The sequence below is a fragment of the Kitasatospora sp. NPDC043950 genome (genome assembly GCF_056435345.1).
The window spans coordinates 1-15,144 of the sequence record NZ_JBWKER010000073.1; the positions used below are offsets into that span (position 1 = coordinate 1).

Sequence of the window (15,144 nt, forward strand, 5' to 3'; positions counted from 1 at the left end):
CAGGAGGAGCCGCCAAAAGAGAAAGAAAAGAATGGGGGCAGAAACCCGGGGGACCCCCCCCCCCCCCCCCCCCCCCCCCCCCCCCCCCAGAGGGCCCTGCCGCCCCCCAGCTCTACCGCCCCCAGCTCTACCGGCCTCCCGGTCTCCCGGCCTACCGGGGCGTCAGACCCTGCCTGATCGGCCGGCCGTCCGGGTCGAGGGTGAACACCGCGGTCTCGGTCCCCTTCACCCCGGTCACAGCGATCCGGTCCGGCCCGGACCAGTCGATCCTGCCGAACTCGCCGCCACGGATGTCCCATTCGCCCAGTTCCCAGTGGCGGGCGGACCAACCGCTGCCGGTCAACAGCTCGACCCGGTAGATCGGGTCGATCGAGAAGGCGACGTCGGTCACGGTCAGCACGCGGTCCGGGTGCTCCGGGTGGCTCTTCCGGCTGACGGGCTGCCCGTCGCGGTCGAGCAGCAACGACAGGAGCACGGCCACCCCAGCGAGGAAGACGAGCGACACCAGGGCGGCCGCGCAGCCGACCTGCGACCACCAGGTGCGGAACTCGAACTGGATCACCAGCGAGACCACGGCCAGCACGACGGTGGCGCCGAGCAGCGGCAGCGGATGGTTGAGCCAGCGCTCGACCTCCACCAGCCCTCCTGAGAACGAGGCCTGATAGCCCGGCAGATAGACCAGGAACGCCGCCAGCGCCACACCTCTGAGCCACCACACGATCCGCTTGCGACGTGCCGCCGTCATGCGCCCCTCCCCAGGGTGAGCCTTTGCCCGGACTTTACTACCGGATGTCCGGCGGTTGGGGCTCCGATCGGCTCCGGCCCAGGCCCTGGGCGTCCACCACCACCGGCCGCGACTCGGTACCGGCCAAGACTCAGGACCGGCCACGACGCCGGGAGGCCCGGGCGGACATCGCTGTCCTCCCGGGCCTCCCGCTACCGGCCGCACCCCCGTCACCGCCGGTAGAAGACGCTCCTCGACCAGAAGTAGCCGATCAGCGTCAGCCCGGTGCACCACGCCAGCGCGCTCCAGGCGCTGTTGCCGATCGGGGTGCCCATCAGCAGCCCCCGCAGGGTCTCGATGATCGGCGTGAACGGCTGGTACTCGGCGAACCACCGCAGGGCGGTCGGCATCGAGTCGGGCGGGACGATCGCGCTGCCGATGAAGGGCAGGAACTGTATCGGCATCGGCAGGTTGCTGGCGCTCTCCACCGTCTTGGCGACCAGCCCGATGCCCGCCGATATCCAGGTCAGCGCGACGGTGACGAACAGCAGCAGTCCGACGGCCGCCAGCCATTCCACCAGCCCGGCGTTGGGCCGGAAGCCCATCGCGAGCGCCGCGCCGACCACCAGGACCAGGCCGAGCATGGTCTGTATCACGCTGCCGACCACGTGCCCGGCCAGGAAGGCCGAGCGTGAGATCGCCATCGTGCGGAAGCGGTTGACGATGCCTTCCGTCATGTCGACGCAGACCCCGATCGCCGTGACCAGCGACCCCGAGGCGGCCGCCATCAGCAGGATGCCGGGCGTCACGTAGTCGATGTAGCTGCCGCCGCCGATGCCCGCGCCGAGCGCGCCGCCGAAGGCGTAGTTGAACAGCAGCAGCATCATCACCGGCATGATCACGACCGCGAAGGTCAGCGACGGATACCTCAGCGCGTGCTTGAGGTTGCGCCGCAGCATGGTCAGCGAGTCACTGACCGCGTAGCTCACCGAAGCGCTCATCGGGCGCCCTCCCCGGTCAGTGTGAGGAACACGTCGTCCAGATCGGCCGTCTCCACGACCAGCGACTCGGCCTGGACCGAGGCGTTGTCGAGCGCGTCCAGCACCGCCTTCACGGTGACCACGGAGTTGTCCCCCGGGATGTCCAGTCGCAGCGCCTCGGTGTCGACCGCGGCGTAGTCGAACAGCCCGGCGGCAGCACCCAGTTGGGCGGCATCCGCGAACTGGAGCCGGATCCGCCCACCGGGGACGATCCGCTTCAGCTCGTCCGCCGTGCCCTCGGCGACGATCCGCCCGCCGTCCAGGACGGCGATCCGGTCGGCGAGTTCGTCGGCCTCCTCCAGGTACTGGGTGGTGAGGAAGATCGTCACCCCGTGGTCGGCGACCAGCCCCCGGATGATCTCCCACATCGTCCGCCGGCTGCGCGGGTCCAGCCCGGTGGTCGGCTCGTCGAGGAAGATCACCTGCGGATCGCCGACCAGCGTCATCGCCAGGTCGAGCTTGCGCCGCATGCCGCCGGAGAAGGTGACGACCGGCTTGCGCGCGGCCTCCGTGAGGTCGAACCGCCGCAGCAGATCCTCGGCCCGCCTCCGCCCCTCCCGACGGGGGAGGTGGTTGAGGTCCGCCATCAGCAGCAGGTTCTCCTCGGCGGTGAGTAGGTTGTCCACCGCCGAGAACTGGCCGGTGACACCGATCGCCGCCCGCACCCCGGAGGCCTGCTCGACCACGTCGTGCCCGGCCACCCGGGCCACCCCGCCGTCGGCCGGGATCAGGGTGGAAAGGATCTGCACGGTGGTGGTCTTGCCGGCGCCGTTCGGCCCGAGCAGGGCGAACACGCTGCCCGCCGGGATCTCCAGGTCGATGCCGTTCAGCACGGCCTTGTCGCCGTAGGACTTGGTCAGTCCGACTGCCGAGATCGCCGCCATCACGCCCTCCGGATCACGACGTCGCCGAGCTGGGTGCGGCCGCGGACCTCGACGGTCTCCCGGGCGTCGCCCGGGCCCTGCGCCGCGCCGAGGGCGTTGCGCACGGTGCCGACCTTGCTGTGCACGTCGAGCCAGGCCGCCGTGCCCTCCGCGATGCCGACCTCCAAGTCCCCCAGGGAGGTCTGCATGGTGACCTGGCCGCGCACCACCCGGCCGATCCGGATCGGGCCGTGCGCCGTCTTGGCGTCCACCCCCGCGTGGGCGGTGCCGACCTCGATCCGGCCGAAGGAGGAGCTCGCCTTGAGCGCCCCGTGGACCTCGCGGACCTCCGTGTCGCCGTTGCTGTTCTTGACCGTCAGCGCGCCCCCGACCGTGCCGACCGCGACCCGGCCGAGCCCGGAGACCTCCGCGTCCCCGTCGACCGAGTCGACCCGGACCTCCCCGTGGTCGGTCTTGAGCCGCGCGCTCGCGGCCTGCTCGACCTGGATCCGGCCGAGCGAGGTCTTCAGCCGGCAGTCGCCGAGCGGGCCTTCGGCGACGAAGGTGGCCATCGGGGCGTCGGCGTTGATCTCCGAGCCCGCCGGCAGCTCGATCAGGATGTCGATCGAGCCGATCCGGCCGAACGGCGAGCGCTTCTTCGGGCCCTTGAGGGTGAACCGGCCGCCGGCGTAGTCGACCTGGGTCTGCTGGGCGGCCTTGACGTCGGCCTCCTCGGCGGGGTTGGCGGGCTTGACCTCGACCACGGTGTCGGTGCGCTTGCTCGCGCTGATCCGCACCGAGCCGATCTCGAATTCGAGGGTGACCGAGATCGGTCTGTCGGTCTCGTACGTAGGCATGGCTGTCCCGTCCTCTTGACTCTGATGGGTGTTCCCGCTGGTCGGAGCGGGGGTGACGTCGTTGCGGGTGGAGCGCGGATGGAGCGGGTCTAGCGGGCGGAGCGGGCGGAAGCGGGCGGAAGCGTCAGTGGACCCAGCCGGTGAAGCCCTGGCCGCCGCCGCGGCGCGGGCGAGCCGTCGGCTGGGGGGCCTGCGGCGCGGCCGGGCGGGCGGGCGGCTCGCCGGCCTCCAGCACGCCGGCGACGGCCCGGACCAGCCAGGCGTTGAGGGAGAGGCCCTCCTGCCCGGCGGCCTCCTCGGCCCGGGCCTTGAGGTGGGCGGGCAGGCGCAGGTTGATCCGGGCCGTGCCCGTCTCGTCCGACTCCGGCACCACGGGCGGCGCCACTGGCACCACCGATGCCACCATCGGCGCCATCGGTGGCGCCACGGGCGGCACATCACCGTGGAAGGTGTCGGCGCCGGGCGGTACGGTGACCACGAACTCGGGATCGAGCCCGCGCAACCGCACGTCCACCGAGCCGGGGGCGAGCTCGCGGGTCACTTCGCCCATCGCGGCCGAGAGCGCGTTGAGCAGGGTGAGCCGCACGGCGGAATCCAGCGGCAGCGTCAGCCGCTCGGCCAGCGCGCGGGCTTCGTCCCCGCCCGTGCCCGCGGCCACCGCGAGCTCGTTCCGAAGGTTTTCGACGTACGGCGTGAGGTCCATGGCCTCAGCATGGCACAGCGATGGTGCCATGTCGAGCCACTAGTGGTGCCACTTTGGCGCCACCTCCGAGTGGGCACAGAGAACCGCCCCGCCGACAGCTGCCGACGGGGCGGTTCAGGGGCACTTCGCGGGGCGTCCACCAGGGCGGACGCCGGGAATCAGGCCTTCCAGCCCGCCAGGTACGCGTCGATCTCGCCGGCCAGCCGCGCCTTGCCCGCCACGTCCAGGAAGGACGCCTCGACCGCGTTGCGCGCCAGCGCCGCCACCCCGGACTCGTCCAGGCCCAGCAGCCGCGCCGCGACGGCGTACTCGGTGTTGAGGTCGGTGCCGAACATCGGCGGGTCGTCGCTGTTGATCGTGACCAGCAGCCCGGCGTCCACCATCCGCTTGATCGGGTGCTCCTCGATCCGCTCCACCGCCCGGGTGGCGATGTTGGAGGTCGGGCAGACCTCCAACGGGATCCGGTGCTCACCCAGGTGGTCCAGCAGCGCCGGGTCCTTCACCGACTGCGTGCCGTGCCCGATGCGCTCGGCGCCGAGCACCCGGATCGCGTCCCAGACCGTCTCCGGCCCGGTGGTCTCGCCCGCGTGCGGGACGCTGCGCAGGCCGGCCGCCCGCGCCCGGTCGAAGTAGGGCTTGAACTGCGGGCGCGGCACACCGATCTCCGGGCCGCCGAGGCCGAAGCTGACCAGGCCCTCGGGGGCCAGGTCGACGGCGAGCCGGGCGGTCTCCTCGGCGGCCTCCAGACCGGCCTCGCCGGGGATGTCGAAGCACCAGCGCAGTACGACCCCGAGCTCCTTCTCGGCGCGCAGCCGGGCGTCCTCGATCGCCTCCATGAAGGCGACGTCCGGGATGCCCCGCTTGACCGAGGAGTACGGGGTGATGGTCAGTTCGGCGTACCGGATGTTCTGGCGCGCCATGTCCTCGGCCACGCCGTAGGTGAGCGCGCGGACGTCCTCGGCGTCGCGGATCAGGTCCACGACGCTCAGGTAGACGTCGATGAAGTGCGCGAAGTCGGTGAAGGTGAAGTACTCGGCGAGCGCCGCCGGGTCGACCGGCACCTTCGACCGGCCGCGGTGGCGGGCCGCCAGCTCGGCGACGACGCGCGGCGAGGCCGAACCCACGTGGTGGACGTGCAGCTCCGCCTTGGGCATCCCGGCGATGAACGCCTCGATGCCCCCCTGGCCACTGGGGTTTCCGATCCGACTTCCGTCCGGCTGGACCACGGTGGTTCCCTACTTCCTCTACGCGCGTACCGACAGGTGCTGGCAAGGATAGGCCGCCCCGGGGTCAGCCTCCGAGGGCGGTCGCGACGGTGTGGATGAGCAGCCCGGCCATGGCGCCGACCACGGTGCCGTTGATCCGGATGAACTGCAGGTCGCGGCCCACGTTGGCCTCGATCTTGCGGGAGGCGTCGTCGGCGTCCCAGCCCGCCACCGTCTCGGAGATCAGCGAGGTGATCTCGGCGCGGTAGGTGTCGACCAGGTACTGGGCGGCGTCCTGGAGCCAGCCGTCCACCTTGGCCTGGAGCTTGGCGTCGGTGGCCAGGCGTGCACCGAAGCTGCCCACGCCCTCGCGGATGCGCCGGCGCAGTTCGCTGTCCTCGTCTCCGGCCGCGTTCACCACCAGGGTGCGGACGGCCGCCCAGGTGGAGGCGATCAGGTCCTGCACCTCGGGCCGGGCCAGCAGTTCCACCTTGGCCCGCTCCACCCGGGCGATGGTCTCCGGGTCGGTCTGCAGTTCGGTCGCGAAGTCGGCGAGGAAGTTGTCGATGGCACCGCGGGCCGGGTGGTCCGGGTCGTCCCGGATGTCGGTGACGAACCGCATCAGCTCCTTGTAGACCCGCTCGCCGACCTGGTGGTCGAGGAACTTGGGCGTCCAGCCCGGGGTCTTCTGGGTGACCCGCTGGACCACCTCCTCGTGGTTGGCGGTCAGCCAGCCGTGCGCCCGGACGGCCACCAGGTCGACCACGCCGTGGTGCCCGCCGTCCGCGACCACCTTGCCCAGCATCCGGCCCATCGGCTCGGCCACCGAGGTGGCCGCCGCACGCCTGGTCACCGCCTCGGCGACGACCGCCTGCACGTCGTCGTCCCGGAGCACCGCGAGCACCCCGCGCAGCGCCGCCGAGGCCTCCTTGGTGACCCGCTCGGCGCTGCCCGGCGCGGCCAGCCACTCCCCCAGCCGCCGGGCGATGCCCAGCGCCGCGAGGCGCCCGCGCACCACGTGGCCGGAGAGGAAGTTGTCGCCGACGAAGTCGCCGAGCGAGCGCCCGAAGGCGTCCTTCTTGGTCGGGATGATCGCGGTGTGCGGGATCGGCAGGCCGAACGGGCGGCGGAACAGCGCCGTCACCGCGAACCAGTCGGCCAGCGCGCCGACCATGCCCGCCTCGGCGGCCGCCGCCACGTACCCGGCCCAGGCGCCGGCGCCGGCCGCCTTGGCCCAGGTGGCGAGGGCGAAGACCAGGCTCGCGAAGGCCAGCAGGCCGGTCGCGATGGTCTTCATCCGGCGGACGCCATGTCTCTTCTGCTCGTCGGCGGCGGTGAACCGGACCCCGGGGCCCGTACCGCTGAAGGCTTCGTCACTCACCCCGCCAGTCTGCCCGCTGCCCGGCGCGGGCGAGGGCGCGCCCCGCGATCACGCGCCTGGTTGCGCGCCCGGGCACGCCTCGCGCGCAGCTGGGCGCACGCCCCGTACCCGCCCCCTCACGCCGTGTGCGGTCCACCGTGCCCGCCGACGCGGCGCCCGCACGCCCGTCAGAGCCTGAAACCGCACCCCCTCGGGCTCCGCCCAGCACGATCACGCCCCGCCCAGCACGATCCGCCGCACCCCCTCGACCGCCCACGCCGCCGGATCCGTGCACCGCCGCCCGTCCAGCAGCACCCGCACCCCCGGCAGGTCCTCCGGCGCCAGCTCCCGGTACTCCGGGTGGTCCGCCTGGAGCACCGCCGCCACCACCGGCTCCCCGTCGTACGGGGGCAGCCCGAGCGCCGCCAGTTCCCCGCCCCGGTACAGCGGATCGCTGACGTACGGCCGCGCCCCCGCCGCCCGCACCGCCTCGACCAGCGGGAACACCCCGGAGTACGCCGTCTCCTTGACCCCGCCCCGGTACGCCGCCCCGAGCACCAGCACGCCCTGCCCGGCGATCCCGCCCGCCAGCGCGCCGTCCAGCACCCCGACCGCGTACCCGGGCATCTCCAGGTTGGCCTCCCGGGCGGCCCGCACGACCGTCGCGCCCGGGTCGTTCCACAGGTACAGCCGCGGGTACACCGGGATGCAGTGCCCGCCGACCGCGATGCCGGGCCGGTGCAGGTGGCTGTACGGCTGCGAGTTGCACGCGTCGGCGATCTCCGCGAAGTCCACCCCGACCCGGTCGGCGTACCGGGCGAACTGGTTGGCCAGCGCGATGTTGACGTCCCGGTAGGTGGTCTCGGCGAGCTTGGCGAACTCCGCCGCCTCCACCGAGGCCAACTCCCAGACGCCGTTGGGCCGGGGCAGGTCGGGGCGCGCGTCGAAGTCCAGCGCGGCCCGGTAGAACTCGGCGCCGCACCGGGTCGAGGCCGCGTCCACGCCGCCGACCAGCTTGGGGTAGCGCCGCAGGTCGGCGAAGACCCGCCCGGTGCGGACCCGCTCCGGGCTGAACACCAGCGCGAAGTCCGCCCCGGCGGCCAGCCCGGAGCCGGCCGCCAGCCGGGGCGCCCAGCGGCCCCGGGTGACGCCGACCGGCAGGGTGGTCTCGTAGCTGACCAGGGTGCCCCGGCGCAGCCCGGCGGCGACGGCGTCGGTGGCCGCGTCGAGCAGGCCGAAGTCCGGGGTGCCGTCGGCGGCGGTGACCAGCGGGACGACCAGCACCACGGCCTCGGCGGCGGCGACGGCGGCCGTGGTGTCGGTGGTGGCCCGCAGCCGCCCCTCGGCGACCACCTGCTTCAGTGCCTCGTCCAAACCCGCCTCCCGGGGGAACGGCGGCACGCCCTGGTTGACGCTGCGGACGACCCCGGGAGCGATGTCCGCCCCCGTCACCCGGTGACCCTTCAGCGCGAACTGCACGGCCAGCGGCAGGCCCAGCTTGCCCAGCCCGACCACGCACACGTCCATCGCCCGGCTCATCCCCGCACCCCGTTCATCCCCGCACCCCGTTCATCCTCGTGTCCCATTCCTCCGGGGCCCCCAGCCTCCGGCGGCCCCGGCCTCCGGGGCCCCCGCTCACCCCCGGCCCCCGTTCACCGTGTTGGCGAGCCGGCGCCACACCGGGTAGCGCCGCAGCCCGCGCCGCAGCTGGGCCGGCACGGCGCCGCGCCACAGCTGCTGGGCCAGGTTGAGCGGCGGGACCTCCGACGGCAGCCGCACCGGCTCCTCGCCCAGCAGGAACAGCTCGTCCGGCAGCCCCAGCCGGGCATCCCGGAACGCCGGGTAGCCCGCGTAGTGCCGCCGCCCGTCGACGACCACCGGCGGGTCGCCGTGCGCGGCCTCGTACCGGATCAGGTCCCGCAGCGCCTCCGGCCGGACGGCGGCGGCGAGTTCGAGCCGCAGCCGCTCGGCGACGGGCAGCCGGAGGTAGACCGCGCGGGCGTCGAAGCGCTCGATCAGCCGGCCGACCTCGGCGCAGACCTGCTCCTGGACGGCGTCGTCGAGCAGCAGGAAGTCGTCCTGGAGCAGCCGCGGCACGTCCCAGGCGAAGCTGCGGGCCCGGATCGCGTCCAACTCCCCGCCGGGCGCGGCCAGATCGGCGGCGACCTGCTGCAATGCCGCGATCCCGCGCAGCCGGTCCAGCACCCCGGCCCGCTGGGTGACGTTGCCCAAGTCCTCGCGCAGCACCAGGAAGTAGCAGTCGTAGTCGGCGAGGACGGACACCCGGCCCGCCCGCAGGCAGGCCTCCAGGGTGAACGGCTGGTCCGAGAAGACCTTCAACTCCTCGTCGCGGCGCAGCCCGTGGCGCCGGACGAGGTCCATCCGGAACAGCTTGGTGTCGGACAGCGCCCAGGCCAGCGCCGAGTCGGTGAAACCGACGGACTCGGCGTTGGCGTGGAAGATCCCCTGCGGCACCAGCCGCCCGTTCACCCCGACCTGCTTGGGCACCAGCACGTCCGAACCCCAGGCGTCGGCCGCCGTGACCAGCCGCTCCAGCGCCTCGGCGCCGAGCCAGTCGTCCGCGCCGAGGAACAGCACGTAGCGGCCGCGGGCCAGCGCCAGGCCCCGGTTCGTGGGGGCCGCCGGGCCGCCCGAGTTGGGCTGGTGCACCACCCGGAACAGCCCGGGGTGGCGGGCGGCGTAGTCGTCCAGGACGGCCTCGCCGCCGTCCGTGGAGCCGTCGTCGACGACCACCACCTCCAGCCGCCCGGGCGCCAGGGTCTGCCCGACCAGCGAGTCCAGGCAGGCGGTGAGGTAGGGCATGGTGTTGTAGACCGCGACCACCACGGTCACATCGGGTCCGGTCATCGAGAAGCGCTGCCCTCCGGTGTGCTGTTCGCCGAGCGATGCAACGTCAACTCGGCTGCCCGCCGGGGAGTCACGTGCCCTCCCCGGACGGGTGACAGCGCCCGAACGGACGTTTCAGGGCGTCCAAGGCGTCCAAGGCGTCCAGGCCGTCCCGGCCGTCCCGGCCGTCCAGGAGGCTCAGCCGATCGCCGCCTCCGTGTACATCCGCGCGATCACGTCCTCGATCGCCGGCTCGCGCACCGACAGGTCCACCAGCGGATAGCGCGCGGCCACCGCCGCCACGATCGGCGCGGCGCTCTGCTGCGCCGGGAAGGCCAGCCACTGCCGGGGCCCCTCGACCTTCACCACCCGGGCCCCGTCCACCTCGATCTCGGGCCTGGCCTCGGCCAGGTCGACCACCAGGGTGCGCTCGCTGCGCCCGGTGGCGTGCAGGCCGTCCAGCCCGCCGTCGTAGACGACCCGGCCGTGGTCGATCACCATCACCCGGCCGCAGAGCTGCTCGATGTCGGTCAGGTCGTGCGTGGTGAGCAGCACGGTGGTGCCCCGGTCCCGGTTCACCTCGCGCAGGAACTCGCGCACCTTCCCCTTGCTGACCACGTCCAGGCCGATGGTCGGCTCGTCCAGGTAGAGCACCTGCGGGTCGTGCAGCAGCGCCGCCGCGAGGTCGCCGCGCATCCGCTGGCCGAGCGAGAGCTGGCGGACGGGGGTGTCCAGCAGTCCTTCCAGGTCGAGCAGTTCGACGCAGCGGCCGAGGTTCTCGCGATATCGGCGGTCGGGGATGCGGTAGATCCGGCGGGCGAGTTCGAAGGAGTCGCGGAGCGGGAGGTCCCACCAGAGCGTGGTGCGCTGGCCGAAGACGACGCCGATCCGGCGGGCCAGCGCGACGCGTTCGCGGGCCGGGTCCACTCCGGCGACGCGCAGCCGCCCGCCGCTGGGCACGAGGATGCCGGTGAGCATCTTGATGGTGGTCGACTTGCCGGCGCCGTTGGGGCCGATGTAGCCGACGCACTCGCCGGCCTCGACGGTGAAGCTCAGCCCGTCCACCGCGCGCACCTCGCGCCTGACCCGGCTGAAGCGGCCGGTGCGGACCCGCACGGTGAAGGTGCGGCGGACGTCCTCGAGTTCGATCAGTGCCATGGGGGTTCCTTGCGTAGGAGGGGGGTTCGGCTACCGGTGCCCCGGTAGCTTCAGCTGCCGGTGCCGCGGTAGGCGCGCAGACCGGCCCGCCAGGCGAGCCCGGCGGCGGCGACGCAGAGCGCGGCGGCGAGCGGGGAGGCGTACTGGAAGGCGGTGGGCAGGCCGAGCGGGTCGGGCCGGCCGAGGACGTGCAGGGCGGGCAGCCAGTTGACGAAGGCCAGCGGGACGCCGAAGACCACGCCGGCCACCAGTTCCTTGGCGAAGATGGTCGGCGGGTAGTGCAGCAGGGTCGCGCCGCCGTAGGTGAAGGAGTTCTGGATCTCCTTGGACTCGCCCCACCAGAACTGCACGGTCGCGCCGCCGACGTAGATCGCACCGAAGATGACGCTGCCGCAGACCAGCAGGGCGGGCACCAGCAGCACGCGGTCCCAGGTCCAGTGGACGTCCAGGGTGGCCAGTGACCAGGCGAGCACCGCCAGGGCCTGGACGGGGCGGCCGAGCCGGCGCAGCGAGAAGCGTTCGGCGCACAGTTGGGCGAGCGCGGGCGCCGGCCGGATCAGCATGGTGTCCAGCGATCCGTTGACGATCCGCACGCCGAGGCCCTCGACCGAGCCGACCAGCAGGTTGGCCACGCCGAGGGCGAAGGTCGCGGTGCCGTAGAGGAAGGCGATCTCCGGCAGTCGCCAGCCGCCCAGCTGGTCGGTGTGCCGGAACATCAGCACCAGGACGACGAAGTCCAGCGAGTGCGTGGCCAGGCTGGCCACCAGGTTCAGGGTGAAGGAGGCCCGGTAGGCCATCATCGAGCGCATCCACATCCGGGCGCACAGCCACCAGGAGCGGACCGCCCACGCGGTGCGGGGCACGATCGGCTCAGCCACCCTGCACCACCACCTTGCGGGTCGCCAGCCACTGGGCGCCCCGGCCCGCGGCGAGCAGGGCGACGGCCCAGGCGAGCTGGAAGCCGAGCGCGCCGAGCAGGCCGGCGCCGGTCGAGCGCTCCAGGAAGACGTCGGTCGGCACCTTCACCAGCGCCGCCCAGGGCAGCACCGCGGCGACGTCGCCGAGCAGGCCGGGGAAGAGCACGATCGGCAGCAGCATCCCGGAGAAGAACATCGAGACCACCAGCATCACCGAGCGCACCCCGTCCGAGTCGTGCAGCCAGAAGCCGGTGATCGAGACCAGGAAGCGCAGCCCGAAACTGACCACCAGCGCGAGCAGCACCGAGAGCAGGAAGACCGCCCAGGTCAGCGGCTGCTCGGGCATCCGGGTGCGGAACACCAGGGCGCCGACCAGCAGCGGCACGGTGCCACGGACCAGCAGTTGGAAGGCGGCCCGGCCGAGGTCGGTGGCCAGCCACCAGCCCTGGAAGTCGACCGGGCGGTAGAGGTCGACGGCGATGTCCCCGCTGCGGAAGCGGTCCTGGAGGTCGTCCTGGAAGCCGCCGCCCCACACCGCGACGGTGACCAGCAGGGCCTGGCTGACCCAGATGTAGGTGACGGCCTGGCTCTGGTCGTAGCCGCCGAGGCTGGGGCGGGCCTGCCAGAGGGCGAGGAAGGAGGAGGCCAGGATGATGCCGAAGACGGTGTTGGTGAAGGTGCCGGCCACGGTGGCGGCCCGGTAGGTGGAGTAGCGGCGGAAGGCGCCGCGGGCGACGGCCGCGTAGAGCCCGAGGACGGGGAGCGGCCCGGTGGGATCAGGAGGGCGTGCGGTCCGCGTCTCCGGGGGCGCGAGATTCAGCATATTGTCTCCTTGTCGACAAATACGGAGGTGGATGCCCGCCGACGTCCGCGCACACCCCAGCGGCTCCGACCGGCCGCACCCGGGGGTACCGGGCCGAACGCGCGGAGCTGACGGAACTGGGTGCGCTATGCGAGTGCGCCACGTGAGGCGCTACCTGGTTTGCACCTTTCACCGTAGCGCCGAGGACCAGCCGCCGCACCCGGTTTCCCCGAGCACGCCAACCCCCCGACCAACCCCTGATCGGCCATCAAATAGCACATAATCGCGGCATGACCTTGAGCACCCGACGCCAGGCCAAACGAGCCGCCCGCCGCGCGGCCCGCCGAGCCCTCCCCCGCTGGCGCCGGCTCCTGCCCACCTGGCGCATCACGCTCGGCGCCCTCACCGCCGCGCTCCTGCTCACCGTCGGCGCCTTCGCCGTGCTCTACGTCATCGTCCCGGTGCCCGATCCCAACGCCCACGCCGTCGCCCAGAACAACATCTACCTCTACGCCGACGACACCACCGAGATCGCCCGCACCGGCGCCGTCAACCGCACCGACGTCACCATCGACCAGATCCCCCCGCAGACCCAGCACGCCGTCGTCTCCGCCGAGGACCGCACCTTCTACCGCAACCGCGGCATCGACCTCAAAGGCATGCTCCGGGCCGGCTGGAACACCCTCACCGGCAAGGGCACGCAGGGCGGCTCCACCATCACCCAGCAGTACGTCAAGAACTACTACCTGACGCAGGACAAAACCATCGAACGCAAGGGCCGTGAACTCTTCATCGCCCTCAAGGTCGACCAACAGCGCGACAAGCCCGAGATCCTCGCCGGCTACCTCAACAGCAGCTACTTCGGCCGCGGCGCCTACGGCATCCAGAGCGCCGCCCACGCCTACTACGGCGTCGACGTCTCCGCCCTCACCCTCGCCCAGGGCGCCTACCTCGCCTCCCTCCTCCAGGCCCCCAGCAGCTACGACGTCAAGACCGCCACCCCCGCCAACCGCGAGAAGGCCATCGCCCGCTGGCACTACACCCTCGACGGCATGGTCCAACTCGGCTTCCTCACCGACGCCGAACGCACCGCCACCACCTTCCCCGAACCGATCGACCCCCAGCCCGCCACCGGCCTCTCCGGCCAGGCCGGCTACCTCGTCGGCGTCGCCGACGACTACCTCGTCTCCGCCGGCATCATCGACACCGCCACCCTCAAGGCCGGCGGCTGGCGCATCACCACCACCTTCGACAAGCCCAAGCAGGACGCCTTCCACAAGGCCGTCCAGGACGAACTCACCGACGAACTCGACCCCCGGCGCCGCCCCGCCACCGACACCGACGTCCGGGTCGCCGGCGCCTCCGTCGAAACCGCCACCGGCCGCGTCGTCGCCGTCTACGGCGGCCCCGACTACGCCAAACAGCCCTACAACGACGCCCTGCGCCAGGACAACCAGATCGGCTCCACCTTCAAACCCGTCGACCTCGCCGCCGGCCTCATCGCCCAGCACACCCTCGACGGCCGGCAGATCACCCCCGACACCCGCTACGACGGCACCAGCGAACGCCCCGTCACCGGCGGCCCCACCCCCTACGCACCACCCAACGAGGACGACGTCGACTACGGCAACATCACCCTGCGCTACGCCATGGTGAAGTCCGTCAACTCCGTGTACGCGCAGGAGGGCGTCGACGCCGGCCTCGCCCGCGTCCGCGACACCGCCGTCAAACTCGGCATCCCCGACAGCGTCCGCGGCATGGACCCGGCCAACACCTCGATGACCCTCGGCACCGCCACCCCCAGCGCCCTCGACCTGGCCGGCGCCTACGCCACCCTCGCCAACCACGGCCAGGCGAACGCCCCGTGGTCCGTCCTCAAACTCGCACGCGTCCACACCGGCGGCGCCGTCGACGCCCCCAAGATGCCCGACCACACCCCCGTCGACGCCATCGATCGGCCCTACGCCGACACCGTCACCGACGTCCTGCGCGACGTCATCGGCCCCCGCGGCACCGGCGCCGCCGCCCTCGACCTCGGCCGCCCCGCCGCCGGCAAGACCGGCACCACCGACTCCAACCTCTCCGCCTGGTTCGCCGGCTACACCCCCGAACTCGCCACCACCGTCGGCCTGTTCCGCGAGAACCCGAAGACCCACGCCAAGGAACCACTGGCCGGCACCGCGGGACTCGCCCGGATCAACGGCGGCACCTTCCCCACCCGGATCTGGACCGCCTACATGAGCGCCGCCCTCGACGGCACCGCCACCCAGCAGTTCGACCTCCAGACCGGCCGCGACACCCCCGCCCCCGGATTCAGCCCCAGCAGCAGCGCCACCACCACCCCCAGCCCCACCGCCACCGCCCCCACCACCGGCGGCGGCAGCAGCGAGGAACCCCCCAGCAGCACCCCCGTGCCCGACACCCCCACCCACGCCCCCAGCGCGCCCGCCCCGCAGCCCACCACCACCCAGGAACAGCCCAGCCCGCAGGCACCCCAGCCCACCGCCACCCAGGAGCAGTCCAGCCCCACCCCCCGACCCACCCAGACCCGGCCCACCCACCCGACCACGCCACCCAGCACCACCGGCGCCGCCACCAACCCGGCGACGAGCGCGACACCACCGGCCCAGCGAGCCACCCCGCCCGCCCAGTGAGCAACCCCCTGAGC

General features: G+C 72.8%; 13 protein-coding genes. 1 reads left to right on the forward strand and 12 read right to left on the reverse strand.

Going from position 1 to position 15,144, the window contains the following annotated elements; genetic code table 11:
• Positions 1 to 151: 151 nt before the first annotated feature.
• The 12 genes from AC07BF_RS33670 to AC07BF_RS33725 form a co-directional block, all read right to left on the reverse strand.
• A complete protein-coding gene (locus AC07BF_RS33670) occupies positions 152 to 745 on the reverse strand; it encodes a hypothetical protein (RefSeq protein WP_400986655.1) in 594 nt (197 codons plus the stop codon).
• 209 nt (positions 746 to 954) lie between these two features.
• Entirely contained in the window at positions 955 to 1,725 is a 771-nt protein-coding gene (locus AC07BF_RS33675) for an ABC transporter permease (RefSeq protein ID WP_363583716.1), read from the reverse strand.
• Positions 1,722 to 2,648, reverse strand: coding sequence for an ATP-binding cassette domain-containing protein (locus AC07BF_RS33680; RefSeq protein ID WP_400331541.1), 927 nt, complete (start codon positions 2,646 to 2,648; stop codon positions 1,722 to 1,724). The genes AC07BF_RS33675 and AC07BF_RS33680 overlap by 4 nt, the downstream gene beginning before the upstream one ends.
• A complete protein-coding gene (locus tag AC07BF_RS33685) occupies positions 2,648 to 3,484 on the reverse strand; it encodes a DUF4097 family beta strand repeat-containing protein (protein WP_363583720.1) in 837 nt (278 codons plus the stop codon). The genes AC07BF_RS33680 and AC07BF_RS33685 overlap by 1 nt, the downstream gene beginning before the upstream one ends.
• A gap of 124 nt (positions 3,485 to 3,608) precedes the next feature.
• On the reverse strand, positions 3,609 to 4,187 hold the full coding sequence (locus AC07BF_RS33690; RefSeq protein ID WP_478334347.1) for a toxin-antitoxin system HicB family antitoxin: 579 nt from the start codon (positions 4,185 to 4,187) through the stop codon (positions 3,609 to 3,611).
• A gap of 158 nt (positions 4,188 to 4,345) precedes the next feature.
• Positions 4,346 to 5,413: an adenosine deaminase gene (locus tag AC07BF_RS33695; RefSeq protein ID WP_363583724.1), complete on the reverse strand. Its 1,068-nt coding sequence runs from the start codon at positions 5,411 to 5,413 to the stop codon at positions 4,346 to 4,348.
• A 64-nt stretch (positions 5,414 to 5,477) separates the two neighbouring features.
• Positions 5,478 to 6,773, reverse strand: a complete 1,296-nt coding sequence (locus AC07BF_RS33700) for a DUF445 domain-containing protein (RefSeq protein ID WP_363620046.1) — start codon at positions 6,771 to 6,773, stop codon at positions 5,478 to 5,480.
• Between the two features lie 210 nt (positions 6,774 to 6,983).
• The gene (locus tag AC07BF_RS33705) at positions 6,984 to 8,279 is read right to left on the reverse strand and encodes a nucleotide sugar dehydrogenase (RefSeq protein ID WP_400331749.1); all 1,296 of its coding nucleotides are present in this window, start codon (positions 8,277 to 8,279) and stop codon (positions 6,984 to 6,986) included.
• 108 nt (positions 8,280 to 8,387) lie between these two features.
• A complete protein-coding gene (locus AC07BF_RS33710; protein ID WP_478334348.1) occupies positions 8,388 to 9,620 on the reverse strand; it encodes a glycosyltransferase family 2 protein in 1,233 nt (410 codons plus the stop codon).
• A gap of 177 nt (positions 9,621 to 9,797) precedes the next feature.
• Positions 9,798 to 10,757 (reverse strand): ABC transporter ATP-binding protein, encoded by a 960-nt coding sequence (locus AC07BF_RS33715; RefSeq protein WP_363620049.1) that lies wholly within the window; start codon positions 10,755 to 10,757, stop codon positions 9,798 to 9,800.
• A gap of 50 nt (positions 10,758 to 10,807) precedes the next feature.
• Positions 10,808 to 11,635, reverse strand: a complete 828-nt coding sequence (locus AC07BF_RS33720) for an ABC transporter permease (protein WP_363620051.1) — start codon at positions 11,633 to 11,635, stop codon at positions 10,808 to 10,810.
• A complete protein-coding gene (locus AC07BF_RS33725) occupies positions 11,628 to 12,497 on the reverse strand; it encodes an ABC transporter permease (protein ID WP_478334349.1) in 870 nt (289 codons plus the stop codon). The genes AC07BF_RS33720 and AC07BF_RS33725 overlap by 8 nt, the downstream gene beginning before the upstream one ends.
• 269 nt (positions 12,498 to 12,766) lie before the next feature.
• On the opposite strand from AC07BF_RS33725, the gene AC07BF_RS33730 reads away from it, so the two are divergent.
• The gene (locus AC07BF_RS33730) at positions 12,767 to 15,130 is read left to right on the forward strand and encodes a transglycosylase domain-containing protein (protein ID WP_478334350.1); all 2,364 of its coding nucleotides are present in this window, start codon (positions 12,767 to 12,769) and stop codon (positions 15,128 to 15,130) included.
• Positions 15,131 to 15,144: the final 14 nt, after the last annotated feature.

Bases quoted from the DNA above. Each gene is read 5' to 3' on its own strand.
- AC07BF_RS33670 (WP_400986655.1), bottom strand. From the start codon at position 745: ATGACGGCGGCACGTCGCAAGCGGATCGTGTGGTGGCTCAGAGGTGTG.
- AC07BF_RS33675 (WP_363583716.1), bottom strand. From the start codon at position 1,725: ATGAGCGCTTCGGTGAGCTACGCGGTCAGTGACTCGCTGACCATGCTG.
- AC07BF_RS33680 (WP_400331541.1), bottom strand. From the start codon at position 2,648: ATGGCGGCGATCTCGGCAGTCGGACTGACCAAGTCCTACGGCGACAAG.
- AC07BF_RS33685 (WP_363583720.1), bottom strand. From the start codon at position 3,484: ATGCCTACGTACGAGACCGACAGACCGATCTCGGTCACCCTCGAATTC.
- AC07BF_RS33690 (WP_478334347.1), bottom strand. From the start codon at position 4,187: ATGGACCTCACGCCGTACGTCGAAAACCTTCGGAACGAGCTCGCGGTG.
- AC07BF_RS33705 (WP_400331749.1), bottom strand. From the start codon at position 8,279: ATGGACGTGTGCGTGGTCGGGCTGGGCAAGCTGGGCCTGCCGCTGGCC.
- AC07BF_RS33710 (WP_478334348.1), bottom strand. From the start codon at position 9,620: ATGACCGGACCCGATGTGACCGTGGTGGTCGCGGTCTACAACACCATG.
- AC07BF_RS33715 (WP_363620049.1), bottom strand. From the start codon at position 10,757: ATGGCACTGATCGAACTCGAGGACGTCCGCCGCACCTTCACCGTGCGG.
- AC07BF_RS33725 (WP_478334349.1), bottom strand. From the start codon at position 12,497: ATGCTGAATCTCGCGCCCCCGGAGACGCGGACCGCACGCCCTCCTGAT.
- AC07BF_RS33730 (WP_478334350.1), top strand. From the start codon at position 12,767: ATGACCTTGAGCACCCGACGCCAGGCCAAACGAGCCGCCCGCCGCGCG.